The 17,021-nt window shown below is 64.9% G+C and carries 16 protein-coding genes; 6 read left to right on the forward strand and 10 right to left on the reverse strand.

Going from position 1 to position 17,021, the window contains the following annotated elements:
* Positions 1-81: 81 nt before the first annotated feature.
* From lplT to LDZ24_RS08600, 4 genes are all read left to right on the forward strand, one after another.
* The gene (lplT, locus tag LDZ24_RS08585; RefSeq protein ID WP_248320084.1) at positions 82-1,380 is read left to right on the forward strand and encodes a lysophospholipid transporter LplT; all 1,299 of its coding nucleotides are present in this window, start codon (positions 82-84) and stop codon (positions 1,378-1,380) included.
* Between the two features lie 181 nt (positions 1,381-1,561).
* The gene (locus tag LDZ24_RS08590) at positions 1,562-1,930 is read left to right on the forward strand and encodes a YqjD family protein (protein WP_175944184.1); all 369 of its coding nucleotides are present in this window, start codon (positions 1,562-1,564) and stop codon (positions 1,928-1,930) included.
* Positions 1,931-2,223: 293 nt separating this feature from the next.
* Positions 2,224-4,848, forward strand: coding sequence for a DNA mismatch repair protein MutS (gene mutS / locus LDZ24_RS08595; protein ID WP_248322311.1), 2,625 nt, complete (start codon positions 2,224-2,226; stop codon positions 4,846-4,848).
* Positions 4,811-6,187, forward strand: coding sequence for a hypothetical protein (locus tag LDZ24_RS08600; RefSeq protein WP_248320085.1), 1,377 nt, complete (start codon positions 4,811-4,813; stop codon positions 6,185-6,187). The genes mutS and LDZ24_RS08600 overlap by 38 nt, the downstream gene beginning before the upstream one ends.
* 53 nt (positions 6,188-6,240) lie before the next feature.
* On the opposite strand, the gene LDZ24_RS08605 is transcribed toward LDZ24_RS08600, so the two are convergent.
* Positions 6,241-6,786 carry a peptidylprolyl isomerase gene (locus LDZ24_RS08605; protein WP_175944186.1) on the reverse strand — a complete coding sequence of 182 codons (546 nt, stop codon included), beginning with the start codon at positions 6,784-6,786 and terminating at the stop codon, positions 6,241-6,243.
* Between the two features lie 33 nt (positions 6,787-6,819).
* Here LDZ24_RS08605 and LDZ24_RS08610 point away from each other — a divergent pair, with 33 nt between their 5' ends.
* Both LDZ24_RS08610 and LDZ24_RS08615 read left to right on the forward strand, forming a co-directional pair.
* Positions 6,820-8,058 (forward strand): cupin domain-containing protein, encoded by a 1,239-nt coding sequence (locus tag LDZ24_RS08610; protein ID WP_248320086.1) that lies wholly within the window; start codon positions 6,820-6,822, stop codon positions 8,056-8,058.
* Positions 8,059-8,322: 264 nt separating this feature from the next.
* Positions 8,323-8,577, forward strand: coding sequence for a hypothetical protein (locus LDZ24_RS08615; RefSeq protein WP_236572749.1), 255 nt, complete (start codon positions 8,323-8,325; stop codon positions 8,575-8,577).
* Between the two features lie 111 nt (positions 8,578-8,688).
* Here the strand turns inward: LDZ24_RS08615 and LDZ24_RS08620 are convergent, their stop codons facing one another.
* The 9 genes from LDZ24_RS08620 to LDZ24_RS08660 form a co-directional block, all read right to left on the reverse strand.
* Positions 8,689-9,462 carry an MBL fold metallo-hydrolase gene (locus LDZ24_RS08620; protein WP_248320088.1) on the reverse strand — a complete coding sequence of 258 codons (774 nt, stop codon included), beginning with the start codon at positions 9,460-9,462 and terminating at the stop codon, positions 8,689-8,691.
* A 19-nt stretch (positions 9,463-9,481) separates the two neighbouring features.
* Complete coding sequence (bamC, locus tag LDZ24_RS08625) at positions 9,482-10,624, reverse strand: outer membrane protein assembly factor BamC (RefSeq protein ID WP_248320090.1); 1,143 nt, start codon at positions 10,622-10,624, stop codon at positions 9,482-9,484.
* A gap of 186 nt (positions 10,625-10,810) precedes the next feature.
* Entirely contained in the window at positions 10,811-11,716 is a 906-nt protein-coding gene (gene dapA / locus LDZ24_RS08630; RefSeq protein ID WP_248322312.1) for a 4-hydroxy-tetrahydrodipicolinate synthase, read from the reverse strand.
* 99 nt (positions 11,717-11,815) lie between these two features.
* Positions 11,816-12,430, reverse strand: a complete 615-nt coding sequence (locus LDZ24_RS08635; RefSeq protein WP_248320091.1) for a bifunctional 2-polyprenyl-6-hydroxyphenol methylase/3-demethylubiquinol 3-O-methyltransferase UbiG — start codon at positions 12,428-12,430, stop codon at positions 11,816-11,818.
* Positions 12,430-13,632, reverse strand: a complete 1,203-nt coding sequence (locus LDZ24_RS08640) for a tryptophan--tRNA ligase (protein ID WP_175944195.1) — start codon at positions 13,630-13,632, stop codon at positions 12,430-12,432. The genes LDZ24_RS08635 and LDZ24_RS08640 overlap by 1 nt, the downstream gene beginning before the upstream one ends.
* A gap of 4 nt (positions 13,633-13,636) precedes the next feature.
* The gene (locus LDZ24_RS08645) at positions 13,637-14,302 is read right to left on the reverse strand and encodes a site-2 protease family protein (RefSeq protein WP_159836517.1); all 666 of its coding nucleotides are present in this window, start codon (positions 14,300-14,302) and stop codon (positions 13,637-13,639) included.
* Positions 14,303-14,399: 97 nt separating this feature from the next.
* On the reverse strand, positions 14,400-15,029 hold the full coding sequence (locus tag LDZ24_RS08650) for an L-threonylcarbamoyladenylate synthase (protein ID WP_248320092.1): 630 nt from the start codon (positions 15,027-15,029) through the stop codon (positions 14,400-14,402).
* A 147-nt stretch (positions 15,030-15,176) separates the two neighbouring features.
* Positions 15,177-16,007 (reverse strand): 3',5'-nucleoside bisphosphate phosphatase, encoded by an 831-nt coding sequence (locus LDZ24_RS08655; RefSeq protein WP_206468250.1) that lies wholly within the window; start codon positions 16,005-16,007, stop codon positions 15,177-15,179.
* 89 nt (positions 16,008-16,096) lie between these two features.
* Positions 16,097-16,981, reverse strand: coding sequence for an alpha/beta fold hydrolase (locus LDZ24_RS08660; protein ID WP_248320094.1), 885 nt, complete (start codon positions 16,979-16,981; stop codon positions 16,097-16,099).
* Between the last annotated feature and the right edge of the window lie 40 nt (positions 16,982-17,021).

The following is a 17,021-nucleotide window of genomic DNA, read 5'->3' on the forward strand; positions in this document are numbered from 1 at the left end:
CGGGGCGCGCTTTCTCCCCTTCATTTTCATTTCCGTTTCAGTTTCCGTTTACGGCGCCACGCGCCCCGGTCGCCCGCACCCATGAAAAAAGGCTTCTATACGATCATCGCCGCGCAGTTCGTCTCGTCGCTGGCGGACAACGCGCTTCTGATCGCCGCCATCGCGATGCTCGCCGTCGTGCGCTCCGCGCCGTGGGTCACGCCGCTCTTGCAGATCTTCTTCACCGTTTCGTACGTGGTGCTCGCGCCTTTCGTCGGGGCATTCGCCGATGCGCTGCAAAAGCGTCACGTCATGTTCATCTCGAACGCGCTCAAGGCAGGCGGCTGCGCGCTGATGATCGCGGACGTGCATCCGATGATCGCGTACGGCGTCGTCGGCCTCGGCGCGGCCGCGTACTCGCCGGCCAAGTACGGCATCCTCACCGAACTGCTGCCGCCGCAAAAGCTGATCGCGGCCAACGCGTGGCTCGAATCGGCGACGGTCGGCTCTACCATCATCGGCACCGTGATAGGCGGCGCGCTCGTGAGTCAGGTCGTCGAACGCTGGGTGTCGCAGGCGCATGTGCCGCTCGTCACCAGCGCCGCGCACGCCGCGATGTTCGCCGTGATGCTGATCTACGCATCGGCGGCCGTCATCAACGCGTTTATCCCCGATACCGGCGCGCGTTATCCGAATCTGCTGACGCAGCCGACGCGCCTCGTGCACGACTTTTCGCGCTGCTTCAAGGTCTTGTGGAGCGACAAGCTCGCGCAGATCGCGCTCTGGGTCACGACGCTCCTGTGGGGCGCGGCCGTCACGCTGCAACTGCTCGTGCTGAAGTGGGCCGATGCGAACCTCGGCTTGTCGCTCTCGAAGGCGGCGGTTCTGCAAGGCATCACGGGTGTCGGCATTGCGCTCGGCGCGGCGGCGGCGTCCGCGTGGATCGCGCTGCGGCAGTCGCTGAAGGTGCTGCCGGTCGGCGTGCTGATCGGCGCGGTGGCGATCGCGATGGCGTTCTATAACAAGGACCTCTTTCCGGCGGGCGCGGGCGTGCACGTCGGTCCGTTCTTCGCGCCGGCCTACATACTGATGGCGTATCCGCTGATGATCGCGCTCGGCGGCTTGTCGGGCTTTTTCATCGTGCCGATGAACGCGATACTGCAACATCGCGGCGCGACGCTGCTTTCGGCGGGGCATTCGATCGCCGTGCAGAATTTCAACCAGAATCTCGCCGTGCTAGCGATGCTCGGCGCGTATGCGCTGCTCCTGACCGAGAAGGTGCCGGTGCAATGGATCATCGTCGTATTCGGCGTCTTCGTCTGCGGGATGATGGCGCTTGCGATGCGCCGCCATACGCGCAACGAACGGGAAGTGGATCTCGGCGCGCTCGTCGAGGAATGAACCTTGCTTGTCCGTTGAATCCGGCTGCATGCGTCGCCGTCTGACCAAGGGAGGAAACGACGGCGCACGGTTTGAGTCGTAACAGCAGGAACGCGCATCAGCGCAAGAGGCCGCGCGGGCCGGATCATGTCATAGCTCGCGCGCAGCCATTCTCCGGCACGTCAAATAAAGGAGCAATGAAATGGGACTGTTTTCACGTTCGACGCTCGACAGCAAGATCAATGGCGCAGCCGATGTCGGCCAGCGCGCCGTGCGCGGTGCGGGCGATGTCGTCGATTCGGCGACCGACCAGCTGCGCAGCCTGCTCGACGATCTGGAAAGCTCGCTTCAGGGCGCGAAGGATATCGACGCCGACCGCCTGCGCAAGCAACTGCAATCTAAGCTGAAGTTCGCGCGCTCGCAGATGGACGGCGCGAGCTCGGCCATCACCGACAGGCTCGGCGATGCAGCGGGCTACGCGGACGACTTCGTCCATGACAAGCCGTGGCACACGCTCGGCGCGGTCGCGGGTCTCGCGCTGCTCGTCGGCTTTCTGGCAGGACGCTCCTAGAACATCGCGCCTGCTTTGCCTGTGACACCGGGGCTGCCGCAGGGTGGCCCCGCTTGCTTTTGCGTCTCCCGTCGCGCGGCCTATGCCTTTCGGCCGCCTCCGTCGTCTGATCACGACGGGTTAAACTCTTGCACTATCGGCTGAATCGCGGCTGAGCGCGCGTTGCGTTCCGCCCGTTGGCTCTTACCGCACGCAAGATGGGCAATCACACGGCAACTCCCGACTCTCCTTCCGCACCGGCCGCCGCCGCGCTTCCGGCGGCGCTTCCCGCGGACTTCGCGCAGCATACGCCGATGATGCAGCAGTACCTTCGCATCAAGGCGGAGCATCCCGGCACGCTCGTCTTCTATCGCATGGGCGATTTCTACGAGCTCTTCTTCGACGACGCCGAGAAAGCTGCGCGTCTGCTCGACCTCACGCTCACGCAACGCGGCGCGTCCGGTGGCAATCCGATCCGCATGGCGGGCGTGCCGCATCACGCGTGCGAGCAATATCTCGCCAAGCTCGTGAAGCTCGGCGAGTCGGTTGCGATTTGCGAACAGATCGGCGATCCGGCCACGTCGAAAGGGCCGGTCGAGCGCAAGGTCGTGCGCGTGGTCACTCCCGGCACGCTCACCGACGCGGCGCTGCTGTCCGATAAGAGCGATGTCTATCTGCTCGCGCTCTGCCCCGCGCACAACCGGCGCGGCGTGGTGACGAGCGTCGGCCTCGCGTGGCTCAATCTGGCGAGCGGCGCGCTGCGGCTCGCCGAAGTCGCGCCCGAGCAAGTGGCAGCGGCGCTGGAACGCATCCGTCCGTCGGAGACGCTTATCGCCGATACCGTCACCGACATGCAGGCGACTTTCGGCGTCGCGAATCTCGCCGCGCCGACGCGCGTGCCCGCCTGGCACTTCGATGTCGGCTCCGGCACGCAGCGCCTTCGCGAGCAACTCAACGTCGCGAGCCTCGACGGCTTCGGCGGCGAAACGCTCACCTGCGCGTGCGGCGCGGCGGGCGCGCTCTTGCTTTACGCCGCCGCAACGCAAGGGCAGCAGTTGCGCCACGTGCGCAGCCTGAAGGTCGAGCACGAGTCGGAGTACATCGGGCTCGACCCGGCGACGCGCCGCAATCTCGAACTGACCGAAACGCTGCGCGGCACCGAATCGCCGACGCTTTGTTCGCTGCTCGATACCTGCTGCACGAGCATGGGCAGCCGCCTGTTGCGTCACTGGCTGCATCATCCGCCGCGCGATGCGTCGGTCGCGCAGGCTCGCCAGCATGCGATCGGCGCGCTGCTCGACGCGCCGGCTGCGAGCGGTCTCGACGCGCTGCGAACCGCGCTTCGCAAGATCTCGGACATCGAGCGCATCACGGGGCGGCTCGCGCTGCTCTCGGCGCGCCCGCGCGACTTGTCGAGCCTGCGCGACACGTTCGCCGCGCTGCCCGAGCTTCAGACGCTCGTCGCCGCGTTGCCCGCGCAGACGGCGGCGCTCGCGCGCATCGGCGCGGCGCTCGAACCGCCGCACGAATGCCTCGACCTGCTCTCGAGCGCCATCGCGCCCGAGCCAGCCGCGCTGATTCGCGACGGCGGCGTGATCGCGCGCGGCTACGACGCCGATCTCGACGAACTGCGCGATATTTCGGAGAACTGCGATCAATTCCTGATCGACCTCGAAGCGCGCGAGCGCGCGCGTACTGGAATCGGCAATCTGCGCGTCGAATACAACCGCGTGCATGGCTTCTATATCGAAGTGACGCGCGGCCAGACCGACAAGGTGCCTGACGATTACCGCCGCCGTCAGACGCTCAAGAACGCGGAGCGGTATATCACGCCCGAGCTCAAGGCATTCGAGGACAAGGCGCTGTCGGCGCAGGAACGCGCGCTGGCCCGCGAACGCGCGCTCTACGAAGCGCTGCTGCAAAACCTGTTGCCGTTTCTCGAAGATTGTCAGCGCGTCGCGAGCGCGCTCGCCGAACTGGACTTGCTCGGCGCGTTCGCCGAGCGGGCGCGCGCGCTCGACTGGGTCGCGCCGGAGTTCGCGGCGGACGCCGGCATCGATATCGAACAGGGACGGCACCCGGTCGTCGAGGCGCAGGTCGAGCAGTTCATCGCGAACGATTGCTGCCTGAACGACGACCGCAAGCTGTTGCTGATCACCGGCCCGAATATGGGCGGTAAATCGACGTTCATGCGGCAGACGGCGCTGATTGCGCTGATGGCGTATGTCGGCAGCTACGTGCCGGCCAGGCGCGCGCGTTTCGGCGCGCTCGACCGCATCTTCACGCGCATCGGCGCGGCCGACGATCTCGCGGGCGGCCGGTCCACGTTCATGGTCGAGATGACCGAAGCCGCCGCCATTCTCAACGACGCCAGCGCGTCCAGCCTCGTCCTCATGGACGAGATTGGCCGCGGCACCTCGACGTTCGACGGCCTCGCGCTCGCGTGGGCCATCGCGCGGCATCTGCTGTCGCACAACCACTGCTATACGCTCTTCGCGACGCATTATTTCGAATTGACGCAGCTGCCCACCGAGTTCGCGCAGGCGGCGAACGTGCATTTGTCGGCGGTCGAGCACGATCACGGCATCGTGTTCCTGCATGCGGTCAACGAAGGCCCGGCGAACCAGAGCTACGGCTTGCAGGTCGCGCAACTCGCAGGCGTTCCGTCGGCGGTGATCCGCGCCGCGCGCAAGCATCTCGTGCATCTAGAGCAGCAGTCCATCGGGCAGCCGACCGCGCAGTTCGATCTCTTCGCGAGCCCGCCGTACGCGTTCGACGACCAAGCGGATAGCGAACCCGCCGCGCAACCCGCGTCGGATCATCCGGTGCTCGACAAACTGCGCGCGCTCGATCCGAACGACCTGCGTCCGCGCGATGCGCTTGATTTGCTGTACGAACTGCATGAACTGGCGAATCAAGCGCCGGATGCGTCGCATTGAGCGCATCGCCGGCACGGGCGCGTCGCGTGTTTTGCGCGCGGCCGCTCGGCTTTGCAACGGCGCATTCATAACGGCGCTCTTGGCGGGCGCGTTCGCGCAGGCACACGCGCAAAATGGCGATCCGCTGACCTTCGCCGTCATCTCGGACGCGCTCACCCGCCCTGCCGACGAAGCGCCCGTGCGTCAAATGCTCGATGCCATTGCGCGGGATCGCAACGTCGGTTTCATCGTCTACGACGGCAACGTGAAAGGCGCGACCGAGCCGTGCCGCGACAGCATCTATCAGTCGCGGCGCGATCTGCTGGATGCATCGCGAACGCCGGTGGTGCTCCTGCTCGGCCAGCACGACTGGGCCGATTGCGGCCTGACGCATGGCGGCGCGTACGATCCCGTCGAGCGGCTCGACTTCGTTCGGCAGCTGTTCTTCGCGGATGCCAGTTCGCTGGGACAGAATCCGCTCACGCTCACACGCGAAAGCGAGGTTGCGCGCTTTCGGCCGTTTCGTGAAAACGTGCGCTGGCAGGCCGAAGGCATTGCGTTCATCGGCCTGAATGCGCCGAGTCCGAACAACCATTATCTGACGGCAGGCGGGCGCAACGGCGAGTTCGAGGATCGCACGGTCGCGACGACGTTCTGGCTCGATCACGCTGCCGAATCGGCGCGGCGCGCGGGCATGCGGGCGCTCGTCATCGTGTTGCAGGGCGATCCCGACTTCGCGCGTTACGAACGGCGGGACCGTTTCGCGTGGTTGCGCTTTTCGCGCGCCAACGAGCCGCGCGATGGCTTTCTCGAACTCAAACGCTCGCTCGTGAAAGCGGCGGAGACGTTTCGCGGGCCGGTGATCGTCATTCATCGAACGGAAGCGTCCGAGCCGAACGGCTTTCATATCGACCAGCCGCTGCGTAACGACAAGGGGCTGACCGTGACGAATTTGACGCGCGTCGCGCTTTCGCTGAAGCGACCGCAGTCGCAATGGCTGGAAGTGGTCAGCGACGCGCGATGGCATCCGCCGTTTCGGCTGCGCGTGCGCGATATACGCGACGTGCGTAACGTGCAGGACTCCCGCAAGCACGATGCGACAGAGCCGAGAGCAGAGACGCCCGCGCAGTCCGCGCCGTCGAGCGCGCCTTACGGCTCATATTCCGATTACATGCCCGCTGCGCCCGCTTCGACGCCGCCCGCGCTGCCGCGCAACGATCTGCCTGCGCAGTTGCCCGCGCCGCCTTCGCTCATGCAGCCGGCGTCGGGCTTGCCGCCCATTCTCACGCCGCCGCAAGCGTTGCCGCCTATTCTCCCGGTGCCCGCGTCGGGCGTGTCCGGCAACGGCACCGCGCAATAAAAAAGCGCAGCCGAAGCTGCGCTTAGCGACGACGCCCGGAAACCCGGATGCGCTTAGTGCAGCGTCGGGCCGGAGTCCGTGCGCGGCTCGTCGTCGTCTTCGTCTTCATCCAGCACTTCGAGGCCGTCTACGCCATGCGCGTGCTGATGTTTCACCTCGTCTTCCGTCGCGGTGCGCACTTCCTGCACCGACAACGCAAAGCGCAGCGCCATGCCGGCAAGCGGATGATTGCCGTCGAGCACCACTTTGTCTTCCGCGACATCCGTCACCGTATAGATGAGCGAGTCGAGATCGTCGTCGCTGTCTTCGGGCGTGCCTTCGAACTGCATGCCCACTTCCAGCGGCTCCGGAAAACGGCTGCGCTCTTCGATCTTGACGAGCTCGGGATCGTATTCGCCGAACGCATCTTGCGGCTCGAGCTGGATGAGCGTTTCATAACCGGGCTCGCGACCGTCCAGCGCTTCCTCGATCTTGGGGAACGTGCCATCATAGCCGCCGTGCAGATAGACCATCGGCTCGTCGCTCTCCTCGATCAGATTGCCTTGCGCATCCGATAGCTTGTAGGCGACCGAAACGACAGTGTCTTTCGCAATTTTCATTGAATCCTCCAAGATACAAGCCTCGATTATACGATGCGCCAGCGGCCCTCAGACGTTCCCACCTTAGCCCTTCCCAGCCTTTCCGAGCCCTCCGGCGCGCCGCTTCCCGACGAGATCACACCGTTGTTGGGCAACCGCACGCCGCGACAGTTCATGCGGCGTTACTGGCAGAAAAAGCCGCTGCTGATCCGTCAGGCGATCCCCGGCATGTCCGCGCCCGTTCCGCGCGACGACCTGTTCGAACTCGCCGATCTCGACGATGTGGAATCGCGCCTCATCACGCATTTTCGCAATACGTGGAATCTCGAGCACGGCCCGTTCGCGCCGGACGAACTGCCTTCCGTCCGGAAACGCGAATGGACATTGCTCGTGCAAGGCGTGAACCTGCACGACGAGCGCGCGCATGCGCTGATGAACCGTTTCCGCTTTATTCCTGACGCGCGTCTCGACGATCTCATGATCTCTTATGCCACCGACGGCGGCGGTGTCGGGCCGCACTTCGACTCTTACGATGTGTTTCTGCTGCAAGTGCACGGCAAGCGGCGCTGGCGCATTGGCGCGCAGCGGGATCTCTCGCTAAAACCCGGCTTACCGTTGAAAGTTTTACAGCACTTCGAGCCCGAAGAAGAATGGGTGCTGGAGCCTGGCGACATGCTGTATCTGCCGCCGCATATCGCGCACGACGGTATCGCGGAAGGCGAATGCATGACCTGCTCCATCGGCTTCCGCGCGCCATCGGCTCGTGAGCTCACCGCGCAGTTTCTCTATCACCTTGCGGAGCGCGCGGGAGACGAATCGAACGCGGGCAAAGCGGATGTGCGCTATCGCGATCCTGCGCAGCCGCCGGTCGAGAAGCCGGGCGAGTTGCCCGCGCTTCTCGTCGAGCGCGTTGGCGCGATCCTTGCGAACCTCACCTGGAATGAAAAGGACGTTGCCGAGTTTCTCGGCAGTTATCTGAGCGAACCGAAAGCCAATGTCGTATTTGATCCGCCGTCCCGCGCGCTTAATGAGCAAAAATTTGTTGAGCGAGCGAAAAAGACAGGGATCAGACTAGATAGAAAGACGAATTTGCTCTACAACACCCAATCGTATTTCGTTAATGGCGAAGCGGCCGCGTTATCCGCAAAGGCTAAAAAGTGGCTGCCGGAGTTGGCTGACAAACGGCGTCTGGAAGCGAAACGCTTTGTAACACTTACAGACGATTCGGCAATGACATCCCTGCTGCACGAGTGGTATCGTGCGGGCTGGCTTCAGACGGACCCGCCGGCCTGAAACGCTTGGCGCGAAAGCGTCGCGCGATTCACCGAAGGCCCTGGTTTTGCTGTTCCGCAATACGAAAGTTTGTATGAGAAAGACAACGTACCGTCCCCGCATTTATCGACGGTCGTTACGAAAGTGCCTATAATTTCCGGCCAAGCCGTGTAGGTCTCACACAAAAAGAATTGTGAGGCTCCACAGCGGCCCAGGTCGGTGTTGGAGCACACATTACCGGTACTTTGCGCTGTTGCTTACCTTTAACCATAAAAGGACGTGATCATGAAGAAATCCCTCCTCGTAGCATCCCTGTTGGCTGCTGTTGCCCTGGCTGCATGCAACAAGTCTAGCGATACGGCTGCTCCGAGCGCTGCAAGCGATTCGTCGGCTGCTTCGGCTCCGGCTGCTGCCGCTTCGGACGCAAACGCTGCTGCATCGAGCGCATCGGCCGCTGCAAGCGACGCAGCTTCGGCAGCTGGCGCTGCTTCGGACGCTGCTGCTTCGTCGGCTGCTCCGGCTTCGGGCGCAAGCCAGTAAGGCCATCAGGCTTTACGCCAGCGCATGACGCCTGGCAGGGCCGCTTGAAGCGGCCCATACAAAAAAACCGGCTTACGCCGGTTTTTTTGTTGGTGCTCGCGGGTTCGCGGTCTATAGCGTCAACCAGTCGAAGCCATCCGCTTGCGATGCCACCACGACATCCTCTCCCGACGCGCCGAGCACCGCCGCGAGCGCGGCCTGCGCGAGATGCGGCAGATTGTTTTGCTGACTCAGATGCGCGGCCACCAGATGCCGCATTTTGGAACGATCGAGCGATGCGAGAATCGCGGCGGCGGCATCGTTATTCAGGTGTCCATGCGTCCCGCCGATGCGCGCCTTCAGCGACGCCGGATAGCGGCTTGCGGCAAGCATCGCGAGATCATGGTTGGATTCGAGCACGAGCGCGTCGCAACCGCTCAGAACGCTCGTGATATGCGGCGTCGCCACGCCCACATCAGTCAGGACACCGAGACGGCTCGCGCCATCAGAGAAGACATATTGCAGCGGCTCGCGCGCGTCGTGCGGCACGGTGTACGGCAGCAGGCTGACATCGCCGATGGCAACGCTCTCGTCGCCCCACAGCACGCGCAGATCGACCTTCGCTTCATCCGCGCCGACCGCCCGTGCGGTGCCCCAACTCATATACAGCGGAATGGACCACTTGCGCGCCAGGGTCAGTGCGCTGCCGATATGGTCCGTGTGCTCGTGCGTGATGACGATGGCATCGAGTTGCGCCGCAGCGCACCCGAGCCGCGCGAGCCGGCGCTCCACTTCCTTCGCGGAAAAACCGCAATCGAGCAGCACGCGCGTGGTGGTCGTGCCGCTCGTCGACTCGACGAGCAACGCGTTGCCTTCACTGCCGCTACCCAGACTGGCGAATCTCACAATCGCTTCGCGCCCGGGCTTAGTTGAGTTGCGCGTGAAGAAGCGACACGATGCGCTGCGCATCGGACGAGTTGTCCGGCTGCCCGTTCGCATCGACGACGGCGACCTGCGTGAGCGCGTCCGCCTTCGGACGAACGTTCACGAGGAACTGGCGCGTGGGCTTCGGCGAATTGCTGGAGAACAGCTTGCCGAGGAGACCTTCCTTCTTCAGTTCCGCCATCGAATCCGAATAGTGCACGTAGTAGATGCCCTTCTCGCGATCGCGATTGTCGACCGTGAAGTTCGTGCGATCCAGCGCGAGGCCGACGCGCAGCCACGCGCGGTCGAACGGCTCGGCGAGATCGAGCGTCGAGGTGCCCGCCGTCTGCTCGACGGCCACCTTCGCGCCGGCGGGACGCGCCTGCGCGATCAACTGCTTCGATTGATCTTCGGTCAGGCCGAACTTCTGCATCATCTTCGCGAGGAACGCGGCTTCGAGCGCCGGGTTGCGCGGACGCGTTTCCCAGCGCGACGACGTCTTATCCTGACCCGTCAGCACTTCTTCCATCGCGCTATGCGTGACGGAGATATCGGTCGAGCCGTCCGACGCGCGATCCACTTGCGTGCGGAACATGTCGCGCGTACCGGACGAATACGCGAAGTCGAGCAGCTTGCCGACACTGTTGCGGAACCAGTCGTTCGGAATGTTCGCGCGATTCTCGGCCCAGTCGGTTGCCATGATGCCGGTCTGCGGTGAATCGGTCTTCAGCGTGAAGCCGTTCTCGGTCCAGAACTCCTGCAACTGCGGCCAGACCTGATCCGGCGAACGGCCATCCACGACGAGCCAGCGGCGGTCGCCGTCGCTCTCGACATGCATGCCGTAGGGATCCTGCGCATTCGGCACGCCGAGCGTCAGGTTGCCTGCGGGCGTCGCGTTGCGCTGCGCCGTGCCGCCGAGCGTGTTGATCGGCGGCGGCGCGGCGTAACGCTGGCTGATGTCGGCCGTGCTGAGATCGGACGGCACGTTCAGCGACGGCGCGGTTTCAGCGGCCTTGTAATTCACGCGATCGGGCGCGAGCCAGTCGTTCAGCGTGTCGCAACCCGCCAGCGCGAAGATGACGCCGGCGCCAAGCGACAGCACGCTCAGGCGTTTGGCTTGGGTAAGAAGAGTGGAATGTTTCATGAGGTCCTTCTTTGCTGCAGATGACGTGCTGTTACGCATGGCCTCACGTCGGTCGCGCGTGCGAACGCGGGCAAGCGAGGCCGATGAGCGGCGGTTGATGACGGGTCGCGATCGCTTCGATCACATTGAGCGGCGCCGTCGATTTCGATGTGTCGTCGATATCGCGAGGGCGCCGCCGCGCTTCGGTCAAGAAAGAAGCCCGGCGCTTTGCAGCGCGCCACGCACGATGTCGTGAAAGCGCGCGTCGAGCGGCGTGAGCGGCAGGCGGATGCCGCCTTCCATGCGGCCGAGCGCTTGCAGCGCCCATTTGGCCGGAATCGGGTTGGATTCGCAGAACAGTTGCTTGTGCAGTTCCAAAAGGCTCAGATGGATGCGGCGCGCGGTGATTGCGTCGCCTGCGAGCGCGGCGCGGCACAGTTCGCTCATCTGCTTCGGCGCGACGTTGGCCGTCACCGAGATGTTGCCGTGGCCGCCGAGCAGCATCAGCGCGATGGCCGTGGGATCGTCGCCGCTGAAAATGGCGAAATCAGCCGGCGCGTGCTTGATGAGATGCGCGGCGCGATCGATGTTGCCGGTCGCTTCCTTCACGCCGATGATGCCCGGCACGTCGGCCAGGCGCAGGATCGTCTCGTTGCTCATGTCGGCAACGGTGCGGCCCGGCACGTTATAGAGAATCACGGGGAGATCGACGGCTTCCGCGATCGCGCGAAAGTGCCGGTACATGCCCTCTTGCGTCGGCTTGTTGTAGTACGGCACGACTTGCAGCGTGGCATCCGCGCCGACTTTCTTGGCCTGCTTCGAGAGCTCGATGGCTTCCGCCGTCGAATTGCCGCCCGCGCCCGCGATGATCGGGAACCGCCTGGCCGCGTGCTCGACTGCCGTCTGCACCATCAACACGTGCTCTTCCACCGACAACGTGGCCGACTCGCCGCTCGTGCCCACGACGACGAGCCCGTTCGAGCCCTGCTCGACATGCCAGTCGATCAGCTTACGAAACGCCGGCAGATCGAGACTACCGTCCTCGTGCATCGGTGTGACGATGGCAGGGATGCTGCCGCGAATCCGGAGGCCGCCGCCGGTTCCGCCGTTCATTCCGCCGTTAGTTCCGCCGTTCATTCCGTTAGTCATGAAACTCTATGAATTTAATCGTGAATTTAATCGCAAAAAGCGATATTACGCGATTGTAGCGGATTAGCCCGCCAAATCGTAACGAGGCGAACCCGAAGACGTGTTACCAACCGTGAGCGGTTTTTCTGCACCGGACGGCGCGCTATCGGTTGCCTGTAACTCGCGGACCGCGCAGATTCGCTGCACGTAGGCAGCACGCGGACGTTCGACATAACCATCTTCGTACGCGATCACGCGAAGCCGGCCGCGCACCGCGTCGAGCAATTCGCCGGGCGCGAGGAGAAACGCGGGATTCGATGGCTTGCCGATGCGCTCGTTGCCCGCCGCGAACGTCTCGTAGATGAGCACGCCGCCGGGCGCGAGCGAGTCGATCAGGTGACCGAACAGCGGCCGATGCAGATAGTTCGTGACGACGACCGCGCCGAACCGGCGATCGGCCGAAAGCGGCCACGGCGCGCCTTCGAGATCGGCGTCGAGCGTCGTGACGCCTTCGCAAGCGGAGAGGGACGCAAGCGCCTCGACGTCACGATCGACCGCGAGCACCGCGTGGCCGCGTTCCGCGAACCAGCGCGCGTGGCGTCCGCTGCCCGACGCGACATCGAGCACGTCGGCGCCGGGCGCAACGAGATGCGCCCAGCGCGTGACCCAGCCGCTCGGCGTGCCGGCATCCATCTCCATCAGTTGTACGACAGGCCCATGGCTTCGCGCACGTCGCGCATGGTCTCCGTCGCGAACTTGCGCGCCTTGTCGCAGCCATCGGCGACGATCGCGCGCAGAAGCGACGGATCGTCCATGTACTTCTGCGCGCGTTCGAGCATCGGCTGCTGCTCGCGCAGAATGCCTTCGATCACCGGCTGCTTGCAGTCCAGACAACCAATGCCCGCGCTCCGGCAGCCCTGCTGCACCCACTTGTGCGTCTCTTCGTCGGTGTAGACCTGATGCAGTTGCCACACCGGGCACTTGTCCGGATCGCCCGGATCGGTGCGGCGCACGCGCGCCGGATCGGTCGGCATGGTGCGGACTTTCTTCGTGATGGTTTCCGCGTCTTCACGCAAGCCAATGGTGTTGCCATAGGACTTCGACATCTTCTGCCCGTCGAGACCCGGCATGCGCGACGCTTCCGTCAAGAGCACTTGCGGCTCGACGAGAATCAGCTTGCGCGCGCCTTCGAGATAGCCGAACAGGCGTTCGCGGTCGCTCATCGACAGGCTTTGCGATTCCTGCAGCATCGCGCGGGCTTGTTCGAGCGCCTCGTCGTCGCCTTCCTGCTGATACGCGACGCGCAGTTCGTGATACAGCTTCGCGCGCTTGCCGCCGAGCTTCTTCGCGGCTTCGAGCGCCTTCTCTTCGAAGTCCGGCTCCTTGCCGTAGAGATAGTTGAAGCGGCGCGCAATCTCGCGCGTCATTTCGACGTGCGGCACCTGATCTTCGCCGACCGGCACCAGCGACGCGCGATACAGCAGAATGTCCGCCGCCATCAGCACGGGATAGCCGAGGAAGCCGTACGTGGACAGGTCCTTCTCCTTCAGCTTCTCGATCTGCTCCTTGTAGGTCGGCACGCGTTCGAGCCAGCCGAGCGGCGTGCCCATGCCGAGCAGCAGCGACAATTCCGCGTGTTCAGGCACGCGGCTCTGGATGAAGAGCGTGGCCTGCGCCGGATCGATGCCGGATGCGAGCCAGTCGATCAGCACTTCCCAGACGTTTTTCTCGATGACCTCGGGCGTCTCGTAGTGCGTGGTGAGCGCGTGCCAGTCCACGACCGCGAAGAAGCACGGGTATTCGGACTGCAGCCGCACCCAGTTTTTCAGCACGCCGTGATAGTGGCCGAGGTGCAGCGACCCGGTGGGCCGCATGCCGGAGAAGATACGGTCAGGGAACATGATCTTAGGGAAAGAGTGAAGCGAAGGGATTCAGAATGGCCGACACCGCCGCGTAGCCCACGTTCACCAGCGGGCCGAGCCAGAAGCGCGTCAGCGCGTTGGTCATGATGAGCGCCATCACGATCCAGAAACCGTACGGCTCGATCTTCTGAAATGCAAGCGACGCGCGCACCGGCAAGAGCGCCGACAGAATGCGCCCGCCGTCGAGCGGCAGCAGCGGAAAGAGATTGAGCACGCCGAACACCAGATTCACGCCGACGCCGGCTGCCGCCATGCGCGTGAAGAACGGTTCATCGACATGAAAGGCGGCGAGCAGCACCGCGAGCACGCCCCACAGGAGCGCCTGCACGAAGTTGCTGCCCGGACCCGCCGCCGCGACCCAAAGGCCGCCCCAGCGGGGATTGCGCAGATTGCCGAACGCGACGGGCACCGGCTTCGCGTAGCCGAACATGAACGCGCCGCTCGTCACGAAGTACAGCACGATGGGAATGACGATGGTGCCGATCGGGTCGATGTGGCGCATCGGATTCATGGAAACGCGGCCGAGCACGTAAGCCGTGTTGTCGCCGAGCAGGCGCGCGGCGTAGCCATGCGCGGCCTCGTGCAGCGTGATCGCGAAGATCACCGGGAGCGCGTAGACCGCGATGGTTTGTATCAGGGAAGGATCCATAGGGCGCTATTGTATCAAGCGGGCAGGCGTCGGCAGGCGCGGCGCGGCTTGCGCGCGGCGGTTCCTGCGTGGTGAAGGCGCCGGCGGGAAGCCGCGCTCACGCGGTCAGGCCGAATGGCTCCAGACTGCCCCGGCCCGCGCGGACCAGCGCCGGCTCGCCGCCCGTCAGGTCGATCACCGTGGACGGCTCGGCCGGGCACGCGCCCGCATCGATCACGAGTTCGATCTGCTTTTCCAGCCGCTCGCGAATTTCCTCGGCGTCGTTGAGCGGCTCGGTCTCGCCCGGCAGGATCAGGGTGGAGGCGAGCAGCGGCTCGCCGAGCGCGCCGAGCAGCGCGAGCGTGATCTCGTGATCCGGCACGCGCAGCCCGATGGTCTTGCGCGACGGATGCGACAGCCTGCGCGGCACTTCCTTCGTCGCCTGCAGCACGAACACGTACGGCCCCGGCGTGACCGATTTGATCAGCCGATATTGCCGGTTGTCGACCATCGCGAAGTTGGCGAGCTCGGACAGATCGCGCACGAGCAGCGACAACAGTTGCTTGTCGTCGATGCCGCGAATGCGCCGCAGCCGCTCCACCGCAGTCTTGTCGTCCAGATGGCAGGCGAGCGCGTAACTCGAATCGGTCGGCAGCGCGACGATGCCGCCGTCCTTGATGATCTGCACCGCCTGATTGATGAGACGTGGCTGCGGATTATCCGGATGAATGCGAAAGAATTGGGACATGGGGACGCCTTGTTGTGTCGTTCTTGCCCGTGGAGGCGTCGGCCTCGCGCGTGATTGCGCGAGCGCGACGCTTCGGCCAAACCGTGCGTGCGATAGATGCCGTGAGGCAAGGACCGTGCGCGTGCGCGCAAGGCACGCGCCGAGGCGTTACAGCCAGCGCGCCCAGACGGGCGTGAGGTCCTCGGGCAGCGGCGGAAGCCGGCCCAGATCGACGCGCCCTTCCCCCGGCCCGTGAAAGTCCGAACCGCGCGACGCCTCGAAGCCGTAACGGCGCGCGACATCAGCGTACTCGCGGTACTGGTCGGGCGTATGACTGCCGGTCACGACCTCGATGGCCTTGCCGCCCAACTCGATGAACTCGTCGAACAGCGCGGCGAACTGGACCGGCGTGTAGTCGTAGCGGCCCGGATGCGCGATGATCGGCTCGCCGCCCGCGTCGCGAATCCACTGCATCGCATCCGCGAGCTTCGCCCAGCGATGGCCGACGAAGCCCGGCTTGCCGTCGCCGAGATAGCGCGCGAACACGTCGGAGGTCGTCTCGGCGTAGCCTTCGTCGACGAGAAAGCGCGCGAAATGCGTGCGCGAGATCATGTCGGGGTCGTCGGTATAGCGCAGCGCGCCTTCGTACGCGTTCGGAATGCCCACCGCCGCGAGCGCCTCGCCGATGGCCACGCCGCGCGCCGCGCGTCCGTTGCGCGTCGAAGCGAGGCCGTTGACGAGCGCCTGATTCTCCGGATCGACGTTCATGCCGACCACATGCACCGTGCGCGACGCCCACGTCACCGAAATCTCGACGCCCGGCAGATAGCGCATGCCGAGCGCCTCGGCCGCCGCGCGCGCCTCGCGCTGTCCGCCCAGCTGATCGTGGTCGGTCAGCGACCACACCTGAACGCCGCCCGCATGCGCGCGCGCCGCCACTTCGGCGGGCGAAAGCTGGCCGTCCGAGACGGTGGAGTGGCAATGCAGATCGGCGTTAATGGTCGGCTTCATGGAATGTCATTTTACTTGAACGGCATGGAACAACGCTTACCCCGATGACCGCGCCGCGGCCAGCCAAGGCCCCGCCGTCACGCGCAGAACGACTCGATCAGCGCGGCGATGCGCTCGGGCTGGTCGTGATGGATCATGTGTCCCGCATCGCCGACGATCTCCTCGCGCCAGTCGGGGAATGCGGCAAAGCGCGTCTTGAATTCGGCGATGGGCATCGGGCCCGCGAAGCTCGCGAGCGTCGGCGACCCTTCCGCCTCCACGTGCAGCACTTTCGCCTGCACGCGCGACCAGACGGCCATCACCTCGTCGAGGCGATACAACACAGGGCTACGCAGCTTGTGTGCCGGGTCCGCGAGCAGATGAAACGCGCCGTCTGCCCCCTGCCGCGACCAGTGCTGCGCGAGAAAACGCGCCCGCGACCGGGCGAGACGCGGATTCGTGCGAATCAGCCGGTCGGCGACTTCGTCGAGGCTCGCATAGGGGCGCAGCGGCGGCGGCGCGCGCAGATCGTCGAGCCATCGCGTAAGCGCGCCCGGCGCCTGCGAGGGACGCGTCGCGGGCAGTCCGAAGCCTTCGAGGTCGACCACGCGCCGCACGCGCGCCGGCCGCGCGCCCGCGTAAAGCAGCGCGACGTTCGCGCCCATGCTGTGGCCGACCAGATCGACTTGGTCCGTGGGCGCGTAATGGTCGAGAAGCGCGTCGAGGTCAGCGAGATAGTCGGGAAAATAGTAGTGCCCGCCGCCCTTTTGCGCGACCGGCCAGTCCGACAGGCCGAAGCCGCGCGCATCGGGCGCGAGCACTTGCCAGTCGCCCGCGAGCGCGTCGACCACGAACTGGAACGACGCCGCGACGTCCATCCAGCCGTGCAGCATGATGAGCATGGGCGCGTCGGGCGAGCCCCAGCGGCGCACGTGCAGGCGCACGCCGCGCGCATCGACGAACTCGGAGCGCGATTCTTTCATGGTCCGCCTCGGGAAATTCGTGAAAAAGGATGACCGTTCA

Source organism: Caballeronia sp. Sq4a, from assembly GCF_023170545.1.
Classification (GTDB): Bacteria; Pseudomonadota; Gammaproteobacteria; order Burkholderiales; family Burkholderiaceae; genus Caballeronia.

Bases quoted from the DNA above. Each gene is read 5' to 3' on its own strand.
- LDZ24_RS08645 (WP_159836517.1), bottom strand. From the start codon at position 14,302: ATGGATCCTTCCCTGATACAAACCATCGCGGTCTACGCGCTCCCGGTG.
- dapA (WP_248322312.1), bottom strand. From the start codon at position 11,716: ATGAACGGCGGAACCGGCGGCGGCCTCCGGATTCGCGGCAGCATCCCT.
- LDZ24_RS08610 (WP_248320086.1), top strand. From the start codon at position 6,820: ATGCGCCAGCGGCCCTCAGACGTTCCCACCTTAGCCCTTCCCAGCCTT.
- LDZ24_RS08635 (WP_248320091.1), bottom strand. From the start codon at position 12,430: ATGGAGATGGATGCCGGCACGCCGAGCGGCTGGGTCACGCGCTGGGCG.
- LDZ24_RS08600 (WP_248320085.1), top strand. From the start codon at position 4,811: ATGAACTGGCGAATCAAGCGCCGGATGCGTCGCATTGAGCGCATCGCC.
- lplT (WP_248320084.1), top strand. From the start codon at position 82: ATGAAAAAAGGCTTCTATACGATCATCGCCGCGCAGTTCGTCTCGTCG.
- bamC (WP_248320090.1), bottom strand. From the start codon at position 10,624: ATGAAACATTCCACTCTTCTTACCCAAGCCAAACGCCTGAGCGTGCTG.
- mutS (WP_248322311.1), top strand. From the start codon at position 2,224: ATGATGCAGCAGTACCTTCGCATCAAGGCGGAGCATCCCGGCACGCTC.
- LDZ24_RS08605 (WP_175944186.1), bottom strand. From the start codon at position 6,786: ATGAAAATTGCGAAAGACACTGTCGTTTCGGTCGCCTACAAGCTATCG.
- LDZ24_RS08615 (WP_236572749.1), top strand. From the start codon at position 8,323: ATGAAGAAATCCCTCCTCGTAGCATCCCTGTTGGCTGCTGTTGCCCTG.
- LDZ24_RS08650 (WP_248320092.1), bottom strand. From the start codon at position 15,029: ATGTCCCAATTCTTTCGCATTCATCCGGATAATCCGCAGCCACGTCTC.
- LDZ24_RS08660 (WP_248320094.1), bottom strand. From the start codon at position 16,981: ATGAAAGAATCGCGCTCCGAGTTCGTCGATGCGCGCGGCGTGCGCCTG.
- LDZ24_RS08590 (WP_175944184.1), top strand. From the start codon at position 1,562: ATGGGACTGTTTTCACGTTCGACGCTCGACAGCAAGATCAATGGCGCA.
- LDZ24_RS08640 (WP_175944195.1), bottom strand. From the start codon at position 13,632: ATGTTCCCTGACCGTATCTTCTCCGGCATGCGGCCCACCGGGTCGCTG.